Annotated in this window: 15 protein-coding genes; 5 read left to right on the top strand and 10 right to left on the bottom strand. The window is 71.8% G+C overall.

Annotation, left to right across the window (positions count from 1 at the left end):
* Positions 1-25: 25 nt before the first annotated feature.
* Together AC3ANR_RS09035 and AC3ANR_RS09030 are read left to right on the top strand one after the other, a co-directional pair.
* A complete protein-coding gene (locus AC3ANR_RS09035) occupies positions 26-2,551 on the top strand; it encodes an FtsX-like permease family protein (RefSeq protein WP_488291541.1) in 2,526 nt (841 codons plus the stop codon).
* Positions 2,548-3,600 (top strand): lipocalin-like domain-containing protein, encoded by a 1,053-nt coding sequence (locus AC3ANR_RS09030; protein ID WP_488291540.1) that lies wholly within the window; start codon positions 2,548-2,550, stop codon positions 3,598-3,600. Before AC3ANR_RS09035 ends, AC3ANR_RS09030 begins: the two co-directional genes overlap by 4 nt.
* 13 nt (positions 3,601-3,613) lie before the next feature.
* Here the strand turns inward: AC3ANR_RS09030 and AC3ANR_RS09025 are convergent, their stop codons facing one another.
* From AC3ANR_RS09025 to AC3ANR_RS09005, 5 genes are all read right to left on the bottom strand, one after another.
* Complete coding sequence (locus tag AC3ANR_RS09025; protein WP_488291539.1) at positions 3,614-4,171, bottom strand: hypothetical protein; 558 nt, start codon at positions 4,169-4,171, stop codon at positions 3,614-3,616.
* A gap of 87 nt (positions 4,172-4,258) precedes the next feature.
* A complete protein-coding gene (locus AC3ANR_RS09020; RefSeq protein WP_488291538.1) occupies positions 4,259-5,824 on the bottom strand; it encodes a DHA2 family efflux MFS transporter permease subunit in 1,566 nt (521 codons plus the stop codon).
* Positions 5,824-7,128: an EmrA/EmrK family multidrug efflux transporter periplasmic adaptor subunit gene (locus AC3ANR_RS09015; protein WP_488291537.1), complete on the bottom strand. Its 1,305-nt coding sequence runs from the start codon at positions 7,126-7,128 to the stop codon at positions 5,824-5,826. The genes AC3ANR_RS09020 and AC3ANR_RS09015 overlap by 1 nt, the downstream gene beginning before the upstream one ends.
* A gap of 14 nt (positions 7,129-7,142) precedes the next feature.
* Complete coding sequence (locus AC3ANR_RS09010; RefSeq protein ID WP_488291536.1) at positions 7,143-8,594, bottom strand: efflux transporter outer membrane subunit; 1,452 nt, start codon at positions 8,592-8,594, stop codon at positions 7,143-7,145.
* The gene (locus tag AC3ANR_RS09005) at positions 8,578-9,123 is read right to left on the bottom strand and encodes a MarR family winged helix-turn-helix transcriptional regulator (protein WP_488291535.1); all 546 of its coding nucleotides are present in this window, start codon (positions 9,121-9,123) and stop codon (positions 8,578-8,580) included. Before AC3ANR_RS09005 ends, AC3ANR_RS09010 begins: the two co-directional genes overlap by 17 nt.
* Positions 9,124-9,201: 78 nt before the next feature.
* Here AC3ANR_RS09005 and AC3ANR_RS09000 point away from each other — a divergent pair, with 78 nt between their 5' ends.
* From AC3ANR_RS09000 to AC3ANR_RS08990, 3 genes are all read left to right on the top strand, one after another.
* Entirely contained in the window at positions 9,202-10,977 is a 1,776-nt protein-coding gene (locus AC3ANR_RS09000) for an ABC transporter transmembrane domain-containing protein (protein ID WP_488291534.1), read from the top strand.
* A gap of 62 nt (positions 10,978-11,039) precedes the next feature.
* Positions 11,040-11,456 carry a MarR family winged helix-turn-helix transcriptional regulator gene (locus AC3ANR_RS08995; protein WP_488291533.1) on the top strand — a complete coding sequence of 139 codons (417 nt, stop codon included), beginning with the start codon at positions 11,040-11,042 and terminating at the stop codon, positions 11,454-11,456.
* A 57-nt stretch (positions 11,457-11,513) separates the two neighbouring features.
* Positions 11,514-11,912, top strand: coding sequence for a tautomerase family protein (locus AC3ANR_RS08990; RefSeq protein ID WP_488291532.1), 399 nt, complete (start codon positions 11,514-11,516; stop codon positions 11,910-11,912).
* A gap of 13 nt (positions 11,913-11,925) precedes the next feature.
* Here AC3ANR_RS08990 and AC3ANR_RS08985 read toward each other — a convergent pair whose 3' ends face one another.
* The 5 genes from AC3ANR_RS08985 to AC3ANR_RS08965 all read right to left on the bottom strand — a co-directional run bounded on the left by AC3ANR_RS08985 (position 11,926) and on the right by AC3ANR_RS08965 (position 16,426).
* Complete coding sequence (locus AC3ANR_RS08985) at positions 11,926-12,387, bottom strand: DUF1178 family protein (protein WP_488291531.1); 462 nt, start codon at positions 12,385-12,387, stop codon at positions 11,926-11,928.
* A gap of 89 nt (positions 12,388-12,476) precedes the next feature.
* Positions 12,477-13,052: an NUDIX domain-containing protein gene (locus AC3ANR_RS08980; RefSeq protein ID WP_488291530.1), complete on the bottom strand. Its 576-nt coding sequence runs from the start codon at positions 13,050-13,052 to the stop codon at positions 12,477-12,479.
* Positions 13,049-13,354 carry a DUF2818 family protein gene (locus tag AC3ANR_RS08975; RefSeq protein ID WP_488291529.1) on the bottom strand — a complete coding sequence of 102 codons (306 nt, stop codon included), beginning with the start codon at positions 13,352-13,354 and terminating at the stop codon, positions 13,049-13,051. Before AC3ANR_RS08975 ends, AC3ANR_RS08980 begins: the two co-directional genes overlap by 4 nt.
* A gap of 95 nt (positions 13,355-13,449) precedes the next feature.
* Positions 13,450-14,937: an NADH-quinone oxidoreductase subunit NuoN gene (gene nuoN / locus AC3ANR_RS08970; protein ID WP_488291528.1), complete on the bottom strand. Its 1,488-nt coding sequence runs from the start codon at positions 14,935-14,937 to the stop codon at positions 13,450-13,452.
* A 13-nt stretch (positions 14,938-14,950) separates the two neighbouring features.
* Positions 14,951-16,426, bottom strand: a complete 1,476-nt coding sequence (locus AC3ANR_RS08965) for an NADH-quinone oxidoreductase subunit M (RefSeq protein WP_488291527.1) — start codon at positions 16,424-16,426, stop codon at positions 14,951-14,953.

Below are 16,426 nucleotides of genomic sequence, written 5' to 3'. Positions count from 1 at the left end.
GACCGCGCCCCTGCACAATCGGCCCATGCTCGCCCTGCTGCGCACCTTCTCCTGGCAGGAGCTGCGCCGGCACCCGTGGCGCAGCGCCGCCGCCGTCGCGGCCGTGATGCTCGGGGTCGCGCTGGCCCTGGCGGTGCACTTGATCAATGCGTCGGCGCTCAGCGAGTTCTCCTCCGCCGTGCGCACGGTCAGCGGCCAGCCCGATCTCGAATTGCGCGCCACGCAGGGCAGCCTGGACGAAGCACTGTTCGGCCGCGTCGCCACCGACGCCGAGGTGGAACTGGCGGGGCCGGTGCTCGAACTGGCGACCAACGCCGTCGGCCCCGCGGGCGAGCGGGTGCCGCTGCGCGTGCTCGGCCTGGACGCGCTGGCGGCGGCGGCGCTGGCGCCCGCACTGGCGCCGCAGTCCGCCTCGCAGGACCCGCTGTCGCTCTTCGCGCCCGCCACCGTGTTCCTCAACGCGGCGGCGCGCGAGCGCCTGGGCGAGGCGCGCGTGCGGCTGCAGGCCGGCCTGCAGTTGCGCGACGTGCAGGTGGCCGGCAGCGTCGCGGCCGCGGGCGCCCCGCTCGCGGTGATGGACATCGGCGCGGCGCAGGACCTGTTCGGGCGGCTGGGCTCGCTCACGCGCATCGACGTCAGGCTGCGAAGCGGCACGGACCGCGCCGCCTGGGTGCGCCGCATCGCCCTGCCCCCCGGCGTGGTCGCCGCGCAGCCGGGCGACGCCGTGCAGCGCATCGACAACCTCTCGCGGGCCTACCGCGTGAACCTCACGGTGCTGGCCCTCGTCGCGCTCTTCACGGGCGCGTTCCTCGTCTTCTCGGTGCTCTCGCTGAGCGTGGCGCGCCGCTCGCAGCAGTTCGCGCTGCTGGGCGTGCTGGGGCTGGACGCCGGCGACCGGCGCCGCCTGGTGCTCGCTGAATCCGCCTTCCTGGGCGCCATCGGCAGCCTGCTGGGCGTGGCGCTGGGCGCCGCCCTCGCCGTGCTGGCGCTGCGGCTGCTCGGGGGCGACCTGGGCGGCGGCTACTTCGAAGGCGTGGCGCCCACCCTGCACTGGAACACGGCCGCGGCCGCCGGCTATGGACTGCTGGGCGTGGCGGCGGCGATGGTGGGCGGGTGGTTTCCCGCCCGCAGCGCCGAGCAGATGCCGCTCGCCCAGGCCCTCAAGGGACTGCGCGCCACCGCGGCGGGCCGGCACGCACGCTGGCTGGGCCTGCTCGTGCTCGCCGCCGCCGTCCCGCTCGCATTGCTGCCGCCCATCGCGGGGCTGCCGCTGGCCGCCTACTTCGCCGTCGGCTTCCTGCTGGTGGGCGGCATCGCGTCGCTGCCGCCTGCCGTCGGCCTGCTGTACGACCGGCTCGCGCCGCTGCTCGCGCACCGCCTGCTGCCGATGCTGGCGGTCGAGCGCGCGCGCCGCGTGCGGGAGACGGCGGCCGTCGCGGTGAGCGGCGTCGTGGCCGCCCTGAGCCTGGCCGTCGCGCTCACGGTCATGGTGGGGAGCTTCCGCGATTCGGTGGACCGCTGGCTCGACGTGGTGCTGCCGGCGGACCTGTACGTGCGCACGGCGGCCAGCGGCTCGGCGAGCGACACGGCGTTCCTCGATCCGGCGTTCGTGCAGGCCGCCGCCACGACGCCCGGGGTGGCGCGCGTGGCCACGCAGCGCGTGCGGCCGCTGCAGCCCGACCCCGGCCGGCCCGCGATCGCCCTGCTGGCGCGGCCCATCGCCGACCCGGCCCGCGACCTGCCCCTGGTGGGCACCCTCGCACCGGTGCCGGCCGGCCGCGTGCCCGTGTACGTGAGCGAGGCGCTGCGCGACCTGTTCGGCGCGCGTCCCGGCGCCGCCCTGCCGCTGCTGGACGCGGCGCTGGGGCTGGCGCCCGAGCCCGGCGAGGCGAGCCGCTTCGTGGTCGCGGGCGTGTGGCGCGACTACGTGCGGCAGACGGGCGCGGTGCTGCTGGACCGGCGCGACTACGAGCGCCTGACGGGCGACCGCCGCGTGACCGACCTGCAGCTGTGGCTGCAGCCGGGCGCGCGGGCCACCGACGTGCAGCGCGCGCTGCGCCAGTCCGCGGGGCCGGCCTCGGCGCTGCTGGAGTTCGCCTCCGCCGGCGAGATCCGGGCGACGTCGCTGCGCATCTTCGACCGCAGCTTCGCCGTCACCTACTGGCTGCAGGCGGTGGCGATCGGCATCGGCCTGTTCGGCGTCGCCGCCAGCTTCAGCGCGCAGGTGCTGGCGCGGCGCAAGGAGTTCGGCCTGCTCTCGCACCTGGGCCTGACCCGGGCGCAGATCCTGGCCGTCGTGGCCGGCGAAGGCGCCGCCTGGACGCTGATCGGCGCGATCGCCGGCCTGGCCCTGGGGCTGGGCGTGGCGGTGGTGCTGGTCCACGTCGTCAACCCCCAGAGCTTCCACTGGACGATGGACCTGCTGGTGCCCTGGGGACGGCTGCTCGCGCTGTGCGCGGCGGTGGTGGTGGCCGGCACCCTGACCGCGTGGCTGTCGGGCCGCGCCGCCGCCGGGCGCGACGCCGTGCTGGCGGTGAAGGAGGACTGGTGATCGGCCGCCGCCCCCTGCTGGCCCTTCCGTGGGCGCTGGCCGCCGGCGGCGCGGGCGCCCTGCCCGCGCGCGCGCTGCAGTTCCCGCGCGACCACGGCGCGCACCCGGACCTGCGCACCGAGTGGTGGTACGTCACCGGCCTGGCCGCGAGCGGCGATCGCGAGTTCGGCTTCCAGCTCACGTTCTTCCGCACCCGCGTCGACCAGGCGCAGCCGCTCGCCTCGCGCTTCGCCGCCCGCCAGCTGGTGTTCGCGCACGCCGCGATCACCGACCTGCAGGGCCGGCGGCTGTGGCACGACCAGCGCATCGCCCGCGAGGGCTTCGGCGTCGCCCTGGCCGACACCGCCGACACGCGCGTGCGCCTGCGCGACTGGCAGCTCGCCCGCGGCGCCGACGGCGCCTATGCCGCGCAGCTGCCCGCGCGGGAGTTCGGCCTCGACCTGCGCCTCACGCCGACGCAGCCGGTGCTGCTGCAGGGCGACCAGGGGCTCTCGCGCAAGGGGCCCGCGGCGGCGCAGGCGAGCTACTACTACAGCCTGCCGCAGCTGGCGGTCGCCGGCACGCTGTCGCTGCAGGGCCGCGCGTTCCGGGTCGCGGGCAAGGCCTGGCTGGACCACGAGTGGAGCGAGGCGCTGCTGCATCCCGATGCGGTGGGCTGGGACTGGATCGGCATGAACCTGGACGACGGCAGCGCGCTCACCGCCTTCCAGCTGCGCCGGCGCGACGGCAGCGCGCTCTGGGACGGCGGCTCGTTCCGCAGCGCCGCGGGCGCCACCCACATCGCACGCCAGGGCGAGACCGAGTTCCGCGCGCGGCGCCGCTGGACCAGCCCGCGCTCGGGTGCCTCGTATCCGGTGGAGTGGATGGTGCGCACGGCGGCCGACATCTACACCGTGCGCGCGCGCCTGGACGACCAGGAACTGGACAGCCGCGCCTCCACGGGCGGCATCTACTGGGAAGGGCTGTCCGACCTGCTGGACGGCAATGGCCGCCGCGTGGGCCGCGGCTACCTGGAGATGACCGGCTATTCGCAGCGCCTGCGCCTGTGAGGCGCCGGACCTCTCAGCCGCCCTGCGCGAGCACGGTCTGGCGCAACGCCTGCGCCTTGCCTTCGTCGAACGGGCCCTGCGCCTTGGCGAGCACGTTGCCCTGGCGGTCGACCACCAGCACCGACGCATGGTCGGCGCTGTCCAGGCCGGCCGCGCGCACGAAGGCCTGCTTGTCCGCGAACACCGTCACCAGCCGGGCGCGATCCGCCTCGGCCGGGTAGTGGGCCAGCAGCTGCGCTTCCTTGCTGCGGCGCGCCGTCTCGTCGATGGTGTCCTTGAACACCGGCAGGCGCACCCACGCGATGCTGGGATCCTGGTGCAGGCGCAACCCCTCGATCCAGCTCTGCGCTTCCTCGCGCTGCGTGTTCTTGAACAGCACCACCGCGAGCGTGCGCTCGGACGGCAGCGCCTGCGGCAGCGTGACCGAGGCGCGGTCGTGCAGGCGCTTGGCGGCCATGTTCGGCAGCTTGCCGAGCAGGCCGCTCTCGTTGGGCGCGGCCACCGCCAGCGCGAACGCCGCGCCGATGGCGCCCACCCATCCCAACACCGGAGTCCAGATCGTTCGAAACATCGTCAGCTCCCGTTTCCGTGCCGCGTTCGCCGGTGCAGGAAGTGTTCCATGTCCCTGCAACCCGATGACGTCAGCTTTGTAAAGACCTCAATGCGCGCCTGCCGCCGCATCGGCGCCGCCGCCCTGGCGCTGCGGATGGCTCAACCACACCAGCGGGATCAGCGCCAGGAACAGCAGCGCCGACAGCCAGAACACGTCGGTGGCGGCCATCGTGAACGCCTGCTGGTCGGCCAGGCGGTTCACCTGCGCCAGCGCCTGCTCCGGCGACAGCCCGCCGGCGGCCAGCCCGGACAGCGTGGACTGGGCCGCGCTGCTGGATGGGTTGACGGCTTCGGCCAGCTGCGCGTGGTGCAGCGCCGCCCGGCTTTCCCACAGCGTGGTGGACACCGAGGTGCCGATGGCGCCGGCGGTGATGCGAACGAAGTTCGTCAGGCCCGAGGCGGCGGGGATGCGATCCGGCGTGAGCCCCGACAGCGTGATCGTCATCAGCGGGATGAAGAAGAACGCCATGGCCACGCCCTGGATGATGGTCGGAACCATGATGGTGCGGAAATCGGCCGAAGTGTTGAAATTCGATCGCATCCACAGCACCAGCCCGAACACCACGAACGCGAACGTGGCGTACTTGCGCGGGTCGATGCGGCCGACCGTCTTGCCCACCACGGGCGACAGCAGCATCGCCATCACGCCCACCGGCGCCATGATCATTCCCGCGTCCGTGGCGGTGTAGCCCATGAACTGCTGCAGCCACAGCGGCAGCAGCACCACGTTGCCGAAGAACAGGCCATAGGCGACCGAGGTGGTGAGCGTGCCGGCCCAGAAGTTGCGCCGGGCGAACAGGCGCAGGTCCACCACCGGGTGCTCGTCGGTGAGCTCCCAAACCAGGAAGAACGCGAAGCCCACCACGGCCACGACCGCCAGCGCGACGATCAGCGGCGAGTGGAACCAGTCGTACTCCTTGCCCAGGTCCAGCATCATCTGCAGCGCGGCGATCCACACCACCAGCAGCGCCAGCCCCAGCTTGTCGATCGGCAGCTGGCGCGTGGCGCTCTCGCGCTTGTGGTACAGGCCCCAGGACGCGATCGCCGCGACGATGCCCACCGGGATGTTGATGTAGAAGATCCACGGCCAGTTGATGTTGTCCGTGATCCAGCCGCCCAGGAGCGGCCCCATCACCGGCGCGACCAGCGTCGTCATCGCCCACATGGCCATGGCGAGCCCGGCCAGGGCCTTGGGATAGCTGGCCAGCAGCAGCGACTGCGACAGCGGGATCATCGGCCCGGCCACGAACCCCTGCAGCGCGCGGAAGGCGATCAGCATGGTCATGTTGGGCGCCAGCCCGCACAGCCAGGACGCGATCACGAACAGCAGCACGCTGCCCACGAACAGCTTGACCTGGCCGAACCGCTGCGAGAGCCAGCCCGTCAGCGGCACGGCGATCGCGTTGGCCACGGCGAAGCTGGTGATGACCCAGGTGCCCTGGTTCGGGCTGACGCCCAGGTCCCCCGCGATGGCCGGCAGCGACACGTTCGCGATCGAGGTGTCGAGCACGTTCATGAACGTGGCCGCCGACAGCGCGATCGTGCCCCACACGCGGGCGGAGCCCTCGAGCGGGGCGTGTGCCTGCGGCGCGGCCGCGGGTGCCGTCGCCATCAGTGCGCTCCGACGTTGCCGTTGGCGGTGGACGCGGTGCGGGTCGTGCGCGCCGCGGGGCCGGCGCCGGCCACCGCGGTGGCCGGGCGGCCCAGGTTGGCGACGATGATGCGGCGCACCTCGGCGTCGGCCGCGGCATCCTGGCTGCCGAACACCGGCGTCTGCGAGGGCGGCGCGGAACGCGGCGCGTCGGCCAGCATCTTGCCGTCCTGGCGGCTCACGTCCACCGTCGCGTCCATCGACAGGCCCACGCGCAGCGGGTTCTGCGCGACCTGCTGCGGGTCGAGCGCGACGCGCACGGGCACGCGCTGCACCACCTTGATCCAGTTGCCGGTGGCGTTCTGCGCCGGCAGCAGCGCGAACGCCGCGCCGGTGCCCACGCCCAGGCCCTGCACCGTGCCCCTGTATTCGACGCGCTTGCCGTACAGGTCCGCGGTCAGCGTGACCGGCTGGCCGATGCGGATCTTGCGCAGCTGCACTTCCTTGAAGTTCGCGTCGACCCACACCTGCTGCAGCGGCACGATGGACATCAGCGGCGCGCCGGCGGCCACGCGCTGGCCGAGCTGCACGGTGCGCTTGGCGACGTAGCCGTCCACCGGCGCCGGCAGCGCGGCGCGCTGGGTGGCCAGCCACGCCTCGCGCACCTTGGCCGCGGCGGCCAGCACGCTCGGGTGCTGCTCGACCGACGTGCCCTCGGTCTGCGCCTGGTTGCTCGCGAGCTGCTCGCGCGCGGCCGACACGCCGGCTTGCGCCGCGGCCAGCGCGCTCCTGGCGTTGGCCAGCTGCGACTGCGCGTGGTTCAGTTCTTCCTTCGACACGGCGCCGTTGCCCGAGAGCGACTGGCGACGCGCCAGGTCGTCGGCGGCGCGCCGGACCTCGGACTCGGCCTTGGCCACGTCGGCCTGGCGCAGTTCGACCTGCGCGGCCAGCGAGCCGTTGTTGGCGAACAGCGTGCGCACCTGGCGCACGGCCTGCGCGAGGTTCGCCTCGGCCTGCTGCAGGGCGACGGTGACGTCGGCCGGATCCAGCTTGACCAGCGGCTGGCCCGCCTTCACGAAGTCGGTGTCGTCGGCATAGATGGCCAGCACCGTGCCGCCGATCTGGGGCGTGATCTGCACCACGTTGCCCTGCACGTAGGCGTTGTCGGTGGATTCGTAGTGGCTGGCCACCAGCCACTCGTAGGCGCCCCAGGCGATGCCGCCGACGGCCACCGTGGCCGCCAGGATCGTCAGGCCCTTCCTGCGCTTGGCCTTGCGGTCGGCGCTCGCCTGCGCCGCGGCCTGGGTCTGTTGTGCGTCGGTCATGTTCTTGGTTTCCTTCAGCGGGAGTTCTGGGCTGCGAGGCGCAGGGTGTCGGCGTCGGCCTGGAAGCCGCCGCCGAGCGCGCGCGCGAGTTGCACCTGGGTGTCGAGGGCGCGGCCGGCCAGGTCGACGGCCAGGCGGCGCTGGTTCAGCACCGCCGTCTCGGCGGTCAGCACGTTCAAATACGTGCCGAGGCCGGCCTTGTAGCGTTGCACGGCGATGTCGTAGGCGGCCTCGGCCGAGGCCTGGGCCTGGCGCTGCTCGGCCTGCTGGCGGCCGATGGACTGCGAGGACGTCAGCTGGTCGGCCACGTCGCGCACCGCATCGAGCAGCGCGCCGTTGTAGCTTTCCACCGCCAGGTCCAGGTCCGCCGCCTTGCCGCGCAGGTTGGCGCGCAGGCGGCCGGCGTCGAAGATCGGCAGGTGCACGGCCGGGCCGATGCCCCACTGCTGGCTGCCGATGTCCAGCAGGCGGCCCAGGCCGAAGCTGGACAGCCCGACGAAGGCCGTGAGGTTGACGTTGGGATAGAACTGCGCCTTCGCGGCGGCCATGTCGTGCGTGGCCGCCTCGACCCGCCAGCGCGCGGCGGCGATGTCCGCGCGGCGGCCCAGCAGGTCGGCGGGGATCGCGCCCGGCACCGCGAGCGGCCTGGCGTTGGCGAGCGAGCGCGGCTCGAGCTTCAGGTCGGGCTGGCCCACCAGCGCGGCGAGCGCGTTGCGCGTGAGCTGCGCCTGCTCCTGCAGCGCCTCGACCTGCTGGCGCGCCTCGGGCAGGCCCGCTTCGCTCTGGCGTTCCTCCAGCGTCGTGTCCAGGCCCGCGCGCACGCGCTCGCGCACCAGGCCCAGCTGCTCCTGGCGCTGCGCGAGCGTGCGCTGCGTCACCTGCAGCTGGTCCTGCAGCCGGGCGAGCTGGAAGTAGCTGCGCGCCACGTTGGCAGCCAGCAGCGTGCGGGCGGCCTCGACGTCGGCCTGCGCGGCGCGCGAGGCGCCCAGCGCGGCGTCGAGCGCCTGGCGGTGCTTGCCGAAGAAGTCCAGCTCCCAGCTGCCGCCCAGCTGCAGCGTGCCGGTCTCGCGCACCGAGCCGGCGATCGGCGGCGGGTACAGGCCGTTCTCGGTGAAGCGCTGGCGCTGGGCTTCCAGCGAGCCCTGTACCTGCGGCAGCGTCGCCGAACGGGCGACCTCCATCACCGACTGCGCTCGCGCCAGGCGCGCCTGCGCGATGCGCAGGTTGGGGTTGCCCTCCAGCGCGCGGTCGACCAGCTGGTCGAGCTGGGTGTCGCCGAAGTCCTTCCACCACTGCGGCGCGACGGCCGGCACGGGTGCCGCGGCGGCCGCGGGCGTGGCGAGGCCGACGTCGGCCCCGGAGCGCAGCGTGGCCTGCGATTCGATCCCGGAATAGCTGGCGCAGCCCGCGAGGATCGCCGCGCTCATCACGGCGGCCAGGCGGGGCAGGTTACGGCTTGCTTGCATCGGTGGGGTTCTCTCGTTGTTGTTGCAGTGCCTGCCCGTTCTCGAGCATGCGCAGGAGCAGCGAGCGCAGCAGCTCCACTTCGTCCCGGCTGAAGCCGCGCAGGTGCGTGTTGAGCACCTTGCACAGCGTCTGCGGGATCTGGCCGGCCGCGTGCCGGCCCTCGTCGGTCAACTCCAGGTTCACCACCCGGCGGTCCTCGCACGAGCGCACGCGCCGCAGCAGCCCCTTGGCCTCCAGCCGGTCCAGCATGCGCGTCATCGCGCCGGCGTCGAGCTGGCACTCGCGCGCCAGTTCGGCGGCGGTGCCACCGCGGCGCAGGGACAGCTTGTAGAGCGGCACCCATTGCGCGTTCGTCAGGCCGCGCGGATCGAGTTCGTGCTCCACCTCCGATGCGAAGCTGTTGATCAGCCGGCGCATGAGGTAGGCCACGCTGTCGTCGGGGCGGTAGGTGTCCGGGCTGTAGAACCCGGCGGCCTCGGGCCGGCGCCGTGCCGGGCGCGCGGGCTTGGAGGCGGTGGCGTCGTCCATGGGGCTGGATTATTACTTGCCTAGACAACCATTGTCAAGGCTGCCTTTGTCCGGGCAAGCTTCGCTACACTGCCCGCCATGTCCGATGTCCCGCCCGCCAAGGGCTCGCCCCAGTCGCTGTCCGGGCTGCTGCCCTTCCTGCGGCCTTACCGCGGCCGCATCGCGCTCGCCGGGCTGTTCCTGGTGCTGGCCGCCGGCGCGACGCTGGTGTTCCCGATCGCCCTGCGCGGCCTGATCGACCAGGGCCTGCTGGCGGCCGGCCACGGCGAGCGGCTGGTCGCGCTGCGCGGGCATTTCCTGCAACTCTTCGCCGTGGCGGTCGCGCTGGGCCTGTTCTCGGCCGCGCGCTTCTACACCGTCAGCTGGCTCGGCGAGCGCGTCACCGCCGACCTGCGCAGCGCCGTCTACGGCCACGTGATCGGGCAGAGTCCCGAGTTCTTCGAGACCACGCAGACGGGCGAGGTGCTGTCGCGCCTGACGACCGACACCACGCTGGTGCAGACGGTGGTGGGCTCGTCCTTCTCGCTGGGCCTGCGCAACGTCTTCATGGGCCTGGGCGCGCTCGCCATGCTCGTCTTCACCCACCCCTACGTGATGGCCCTGGTGCTCGCCGCCGTGCTGCTGGTGGTGCTGCCCGCGATGACGTTCGGGCGGCGCGTGCGCAAGCTCTCGCGCGCCAGCCAGGACCGCGTGGCCGATTCCAGCGCCATCGCGGCCGAGGTGCTCAATGCGATCCCGGTCGTGCAGAGCTACACGGGCGAGGCGCGCGAGGCGCGGCGGTTCGCCGACGCCACCGACGACGCCTTCCGCACCGGGGTGCGCCGGACCCGGGCGCGGGCCGTGCTGGTGGGCTTCATCATCATCGCCAACGCGGCCCTGATGCTGTGGGGCCTGTACCGCGGCGCGCAGGCCGTGACGGCGGGCGAGATCACGGCCGGCCAGCTCGGGCAGGCGGCGCTGTACGTGATCATCTTCGCCGGCGCGGTGGCCGTGCTGGGCGAGGTCTACGGCGACCTGCTGCGCGCCGCCGGCGCGACCGAGCGGCTGATGGAGCTGCTGGCCAGCCGCTCGCCCGTGGCCTCGCCGCCCCAACCCACCGCGGTGCCGGCGCCGCTGGCGGGCAGCAGCGTGCGGTTGGAGGACGTGCGCTTCCACTACCCGTCCCGCCCGCGCACGCCGGCCCTGCAGGACTTCACGCTGGACGTCGCGGCCGGCGAGACGGTCGCCCTGGTGGGGCCCAGCGGCGCGGGCAAGTCCACCGTCTTCTCGCTGCTGCTGCGGTTCTATGACCCGGCCGAGGGGCGCATCCTGGTGGACGGCGTGCCGGTGCGCGAGCGCGCGCTGCACGAGCTGCGCTCGCGCATCGCGCTGGTGGCGCAGGACCCCGTGGTCTTCTCGGCCTCGGCGCTGGAGAACATCCGCTACGGACGCCCCGGCGCGAGCGACGACGACGTCGTGCGGGCCGCGAAAGCAGCGTATGCGCACGAGTTCATCGAGGCCCTGCCCGAGGGCTACCGCACGTTCCTGGGCGAGCGCGGGGTGCGCCTGTCCGGCGGCCAGCGCCAGCGCATCGCGATCGCGCGCGCGATCCTGAAGAACCCGCCGCTGCTGCTGCTGGACGAGGCCACCAGCGCCCTGGATGCCGAGAGCGAGCGCATGGTGCAGGCGGCGCTGGTGTCCGCGATGCGCGACCGCACCACCCTGGTCATCGCGCACCGCCTGGCGACCGTGCAGCAGGCCGACCGCATCGTGGTGATGGACCGCGGCCGCATCGTCGAGCAGGGCCGGCACGAGCAGCTGGTTGCCGCCGGCGGCGTCTATGCGCGGCTGGCCGCGCTTCAGTTCCTGGAGTGAGCCCCGCGCCGGACATTCCAAGGTAGTTGCATGGCTAATCAATTGCCGCTAGAGTCGCGCCCATGTTCGACCACTGCCTTTACTTCAACACCGCCTCGCTGGCGCGCGTGGTCGAGCGCGAGTGGACCCAGGCGTTCAAGCCGCTGGGCGTGACGCCTTCGCAGGGCTTCCTGCTGCGGCTGGTGCTGGCGCGCCCGGGCCTGTCGCAGCACGAGATCGCCCGTGAGCTGACCATCTCGCGGCCAACGGCCACGCGCCTGATCGACGGCCTGCAGGCGCTCGGACTGCTGGAGCGGCGCGGCGCCGACCACGACGGCCGGCACTGGCAGGTGTATCCCACCCAGCACGGCCTGGCGCTGCAAGAGGCGCTCAACGCGGCAAGCGGCGCCGTCACGCGGCGCATCCAGCAGCAGGTGGGCAAGGACAGCTTTGCCGAGACCGTCGGCAAGGTGCGGGCGGTGTGCTCCGCCCTGAAGTGAGCGCTTTTTTTTGGCCCCGATAGTTGCATCGCTAATCACTTGGAGAAGGAACCCGCCATGCCCATCCTGAACGTCAAGGTCAGCGCCCGCCCGAGCGCGGAGATGACGCAATCCATCAGCGAGATGCTGCTGGAACACACGACCCGCATCCTGCGCAAGAAGCGCGAGCTGACGGCCGTCGCCATCGACTACGTGGATCCGCGGCACTGGGTGGTGGGCGGCGCCACGCTGGCGGCGCAGGGCAAGAGCAGCTTCTATTTCGACATCAAGGTGGTGGACGGCACCAACACCAAGGACGAGAAGGCGCAGTACGTGCGGGAGGTGTTCGCGGCCTTCGGCCGCCTGCTGCCGGACCTGCACGAGGAGAGCTACATCCACGTGCAGGACGTGCGCGCCGAAGCCTATGGCTACGGCGGGCTGACGCAGGAGTTCCGCTACGTGCGCGCGCAGCTCTGAGCGGCCGACGTGCCTACTGCACCGGCCCCTTCAGGGCCTTGGGCACGGGCAGCGGCAGCACGCCGATGCCCTCGTCGAGCAGCGCCTCGGTCTCCTCGGGCGACGCCTGCCCGCGGATGCCGCGCTCCTCGGCCTCGCCGTAGTGGATGCGGCGGGCTTCCTCGGCGAAGCGCTCGCCGACGTCCTCGGTGTTCGCCATGACGTGGCGCACCATCTTCAGCCACGCGCGCTGCAGCGCCACGTCGGGCGCCGCCACGACATCGGTCTTGCCGCCGGCGGCGGGCGCCGGCGCCGCGGCTTCGCGCGGGGCGCGCAGGTTCAGGCGCGGGGCCGAGGGCAGCTTGGTGATGGCGGTGTCGCCGCACATCGGGCAGTCGAGCAGGCCCCGCGCGAGCTGGCCCTGGAACTCATCGTCCGAGCCGAACCAGCCTTCGAACACGTGCTGGTGGGCGCACTGGAGGTTCAGGACTTTCATGGCGCCGACGGGCCGCCCCTGGACGGCGCCGCCGCCTCGGCGGGCAGCGACCACACGAAGCCGCGAGCGTGGGGGTTCATGGGCCCGGATTATGAACGCCAGTCCAGCTGCCACTGGCCCGCAAGGACGTTCTGCAGCCAGAGCGCGCCCATGAGGGTCTTGGCATCCGTCACCTTTCCGGTGCGGCACCACTCCAGCAGTTCGGCCGGCGTGGCGGCGACCACGTCGAGGAACTCCCCCGCGTCCAGGCTGCGCTGGCCCAGCGTGAGGCCGCGGGCGAACCAGACCTCGATGAACTCGTTGGAATAGGCGATCAGCGGGTGCAGGATGCCGGCGCGGGCCCACTCGCGGGCGCTGTAGCCGGTCTCCTCGCGCAGCTCGCGCTGCGCGCACAGCAGCCGGTCCTCGCCGGGGTCGATCTTGCCGGCCGGGAATTCGATGAACACCTGGCGCAGCGGATGGCGCCACTGGCGCTCCAGCACCACGCGGCCGTCGTCCAGCAGCGGGATGATGGCCACGGCGCCGGGGTGGAGCACGAACTCGCGCGTGGCCCCACCGCCGTCGGGCAGCGCGACCTGCTCGCGCACCACGTGCAGGAAATTGCCGCGCAGCAGCTCCTCGCGCGCGACGGTGTGCTCGACGAGGTGGGCGTCCGGCTGCTTCATCGGCGGCGCTTGAGCAGGTAGCGCCAGACGAAGCCGGGGAACGCCAGGGTGAGGAACAGCGCGCCGGTGACGGCGTAGAACTCCCAGCCCTGCGGCGCGATCTGCCCGAGCCGGTTCTCCAGCGCCAGCCCGAGGCCGCCGACGATGAAGTAGAAGCCGACCAGCTCGGCCACGCGCACGGGCAGCGGCTTGGACGCCTTGAGCGGGTAGACCGCCATGACGTGGCGGTCGAGCAGGAACGGCAGGTTGGCGGCCATGAGGGCCGCCACGATCACCAGCCAGATGGATGCGGTCTGCGACATGCGCGGTCAGGCGGCCGACGGGCCGCGCAGCCGCCTGCGCGAGCTCGCGGCGCAGCGACGGGACGCCGCGCGGGGCATGGGGGCGCCCATGGCCGTCAGGTCGCCAGCGTCTTGACGATCGCCTGCGCGCACAGGGTCATCAGGCCGCCGGGCACGATGCCCAGGATCAGCACCAGCGCGCCGTTGATCGACAGCACCGCGCGCACGTCGGCCGGGGCCGAGACGGTGGTGGCGGTGATGGGCGAGTCGAAGTACATCACCTTGACCACGCGCAGGTAGTAGAACGCGCCGATCAGCGACATCACCACCGCGAACACGGCCAGGCCGATGTACAGCGCGTTGTTGGAAGCCACCAGCGACTGCAGCACCGCCAGCTTGGCATAGAAGCCCACCAGCGGCGGCACGCCGGCCAGCGAGAACATGCAGATGGCCATGATGCCGGCGTACAGCGGGCTGCGCTGGTTCAGGCCGGCCAGGTCGGCGATCTCGTCGCTCTCGAAGCCCTCGCGCGCCAGCAGCAGGATGATGCCGAAGGCGCCCAGCGTGGTCAGCACGTAGGTCACGATGTAGAACATCGAGGCGCTGTACGCGTACTGCGCATTGGCGGTGTTGCCGTTGACCACGCCGGCGGCCAGGCCCAGCACCACGAAGCCCATCTGCGCGATGGTCGAGTAGGCCAGCATGCGCTTGAGGTTGGTCTGCGCGATGGCGGCCAGGTTGCCCACCAGCAGCGAGGCCACCGCCAGCAGCATCAGCATCTGCTGCCAGTCGAGGGCCAGCGGGATCATCCCTTCCACCAGCAGGCGGATGGCGATGCCGAAGGCGGCCAGCTCGGGGGCCGAGCCGATCATCAGGGTGATGGCGGTCGGCGCGCCTTGGTAGACGTCCGGGATCCACATGTGGAACGGCGCGGCGCCCAGCTTGAAGCCCAGGCCGGCGACGATGAACACCAGGCCGAACACCAGCACCTGGTGCTTGACGCGGCCGCTGGCGATGACGCGGAACACCTCGTTGATGTCCAGCGAGCCGGTGGCGCCGTACAGCATGGAGATGCCGTACAGCAGGAAGCCCGAGGCCATGGCGCCCAGCACGAAGTACTTCATCGCCGCCTCGGTGGCGACCTCGTTGTCGCGGCGCAGGGCCACCAGCGCGTAGCTGCACAGCGTCATCACTTCCAGGCCGAGGTAGATCAGCAGGAAGTTGCTGCCCGAGATCATGACGAACATGCCCAGCAGCGCGAACATCGACAGCGTGAACATCTCGCCGCCGCGCAGCATGTCGCGGTCGGCGGCGTACGGGCGGCCATAGACGAGGGTCACCATCAGCGCGATGGTGGCGAAGCACTTGAGCCAATTGCCCATCGGGTCGCTCACCACCATCCGGCCGAAGGCATAGACGGTGTCGCCGCGCACGGCGAAGTCGGCGCTGAGCCAGGCCACCACGGCCAGGGTGCCCAGCGTCAGCCAGTAGGTCAGGCCGCGCAGGCGGGTCTTGACGCCGAGGTCCACCAGGGCGATGACGCATGCCATCACCAGCAGCACGATCTCCGGCGAGACGACGATCAGGCTCGATTTGTCCAGCATGTCGGTCGTGCCTCTATTGCAGTTTCGAAGCAGCCACTTGCTTCAGGAAGTTGGTGACCGACGCGTCCATCACGTCGGTGAACGGCTTGGGGTGGATGCCCATGTACAGCACGGCGATGGCCAGCAGGCCCAGCATCAGGAACTCGCGCGCGTTGATGTCGGTGAGCTGGCGCACGTCGTCGTTGGCGACGGGGCCGAGGTACACGCGCTTGTACATCCACAGGGTGTAGGCGGCGCCCCAGATCAGCGCGGTGGCGGCCAGCAGGCCGAGCCAGAAGTTGGCCTTGACCGTGCCCAGGATGACCATCCACTCGCCGACGAAGCCGGCGGTGGCGGGCAGGCCGCAGTTGGCCATGGCGAACAGCAGCGCGAAGGCCGAGAAGTTGGGCATGGTGTTGACCACCCCGCCGTAGCTGGCGATCTCGCGCGAGTGCACCCGGTCGTACAGCACGCCGATGCACAGGAACATCGCGCCCGACACGAAGCCGTGCGCGATCATCTGCACCAGGCCCCCGGCCACGCCCAGCGGGTTGAAGATGAAGAAGCCCAGGGTCACGAAGCCCATGTGGGCCACGGACGAATAGGCCACCAGCTTCTTCATGTCCTGCTGCACCATCGCGACCAGGCCCACGTAGATCACGGCGATGAGCGACAGCGCGATGATGAACCAGGCCCACTCGCGCGCGGCGTCCGGCGCGATCGGCATGGAAAAGCGCAGGAAGCCGTACGCCCCCAGCTTCAGCATGATGGCCGCCAGCACCGCGGAGCCGCCGGTGGGCGCCTCCACGTGCACGTCGGGCAGCCAGGTGTGCACCGGCCACATCGGCACCTTCACCGCGAAGGCGGCGAAGAAGGCGAAGAACAGCAGCGTCTGCACCGTGCCGGGCAGCGGCAGCTGGTGCCAGGTGAGGATGTCGAAGCTGCCGCCGGACTTGCCGTACAGGTAGATCAGCCCGATCAGCATCAGCAGCGAGCCGAGCAGCGTGTACAGGAAGAACTTGAAGGCGGCATAGATCTTCCTCGGGCCGCCCCAGATGCCGATGATCAGGTACATCGGGATCAGCGTCGCCTCGAAGAAGACGTAGAACAGCATCGCGTCCAGCGCGGTGAACACGCCGATCATCAGCCCCGAGAGGATCAGGAACGCGCCCATGTACTGGTTCACGCGCTCGGTGATCACCTCCCAGGCGGAGATGACCACGATGACGGTGATGAACGCCGTCAGCAGCACGAACCAGAACGAGATGCCGTCGATGCCCAGGTGGTAGTGGACATTGAAGCGCTCGATCCAGGGCGCCTTCTCGACGAACTGCATGGCGGCCGTCCCGAGCTGGAACGACGCGTACAGCGGCAGCGTGACCAGGAAGCTGATGACGGCGCCCACCAGCGCGATCCACCGCACCGCGCGCGCGTGCTCGTCGCGCCCCAGCGCGAGCAGCGCGATGCCGAAAGCGATCGGCGTCCAGATGGCAAGGCTCAACACACCCAC

The organism is Ramlibacter sp. JJN2-2R, from assembly GCF_057747835.1.
This window is presented reverse-complemented; position numbering and strand designations above follow the sequence as displayed.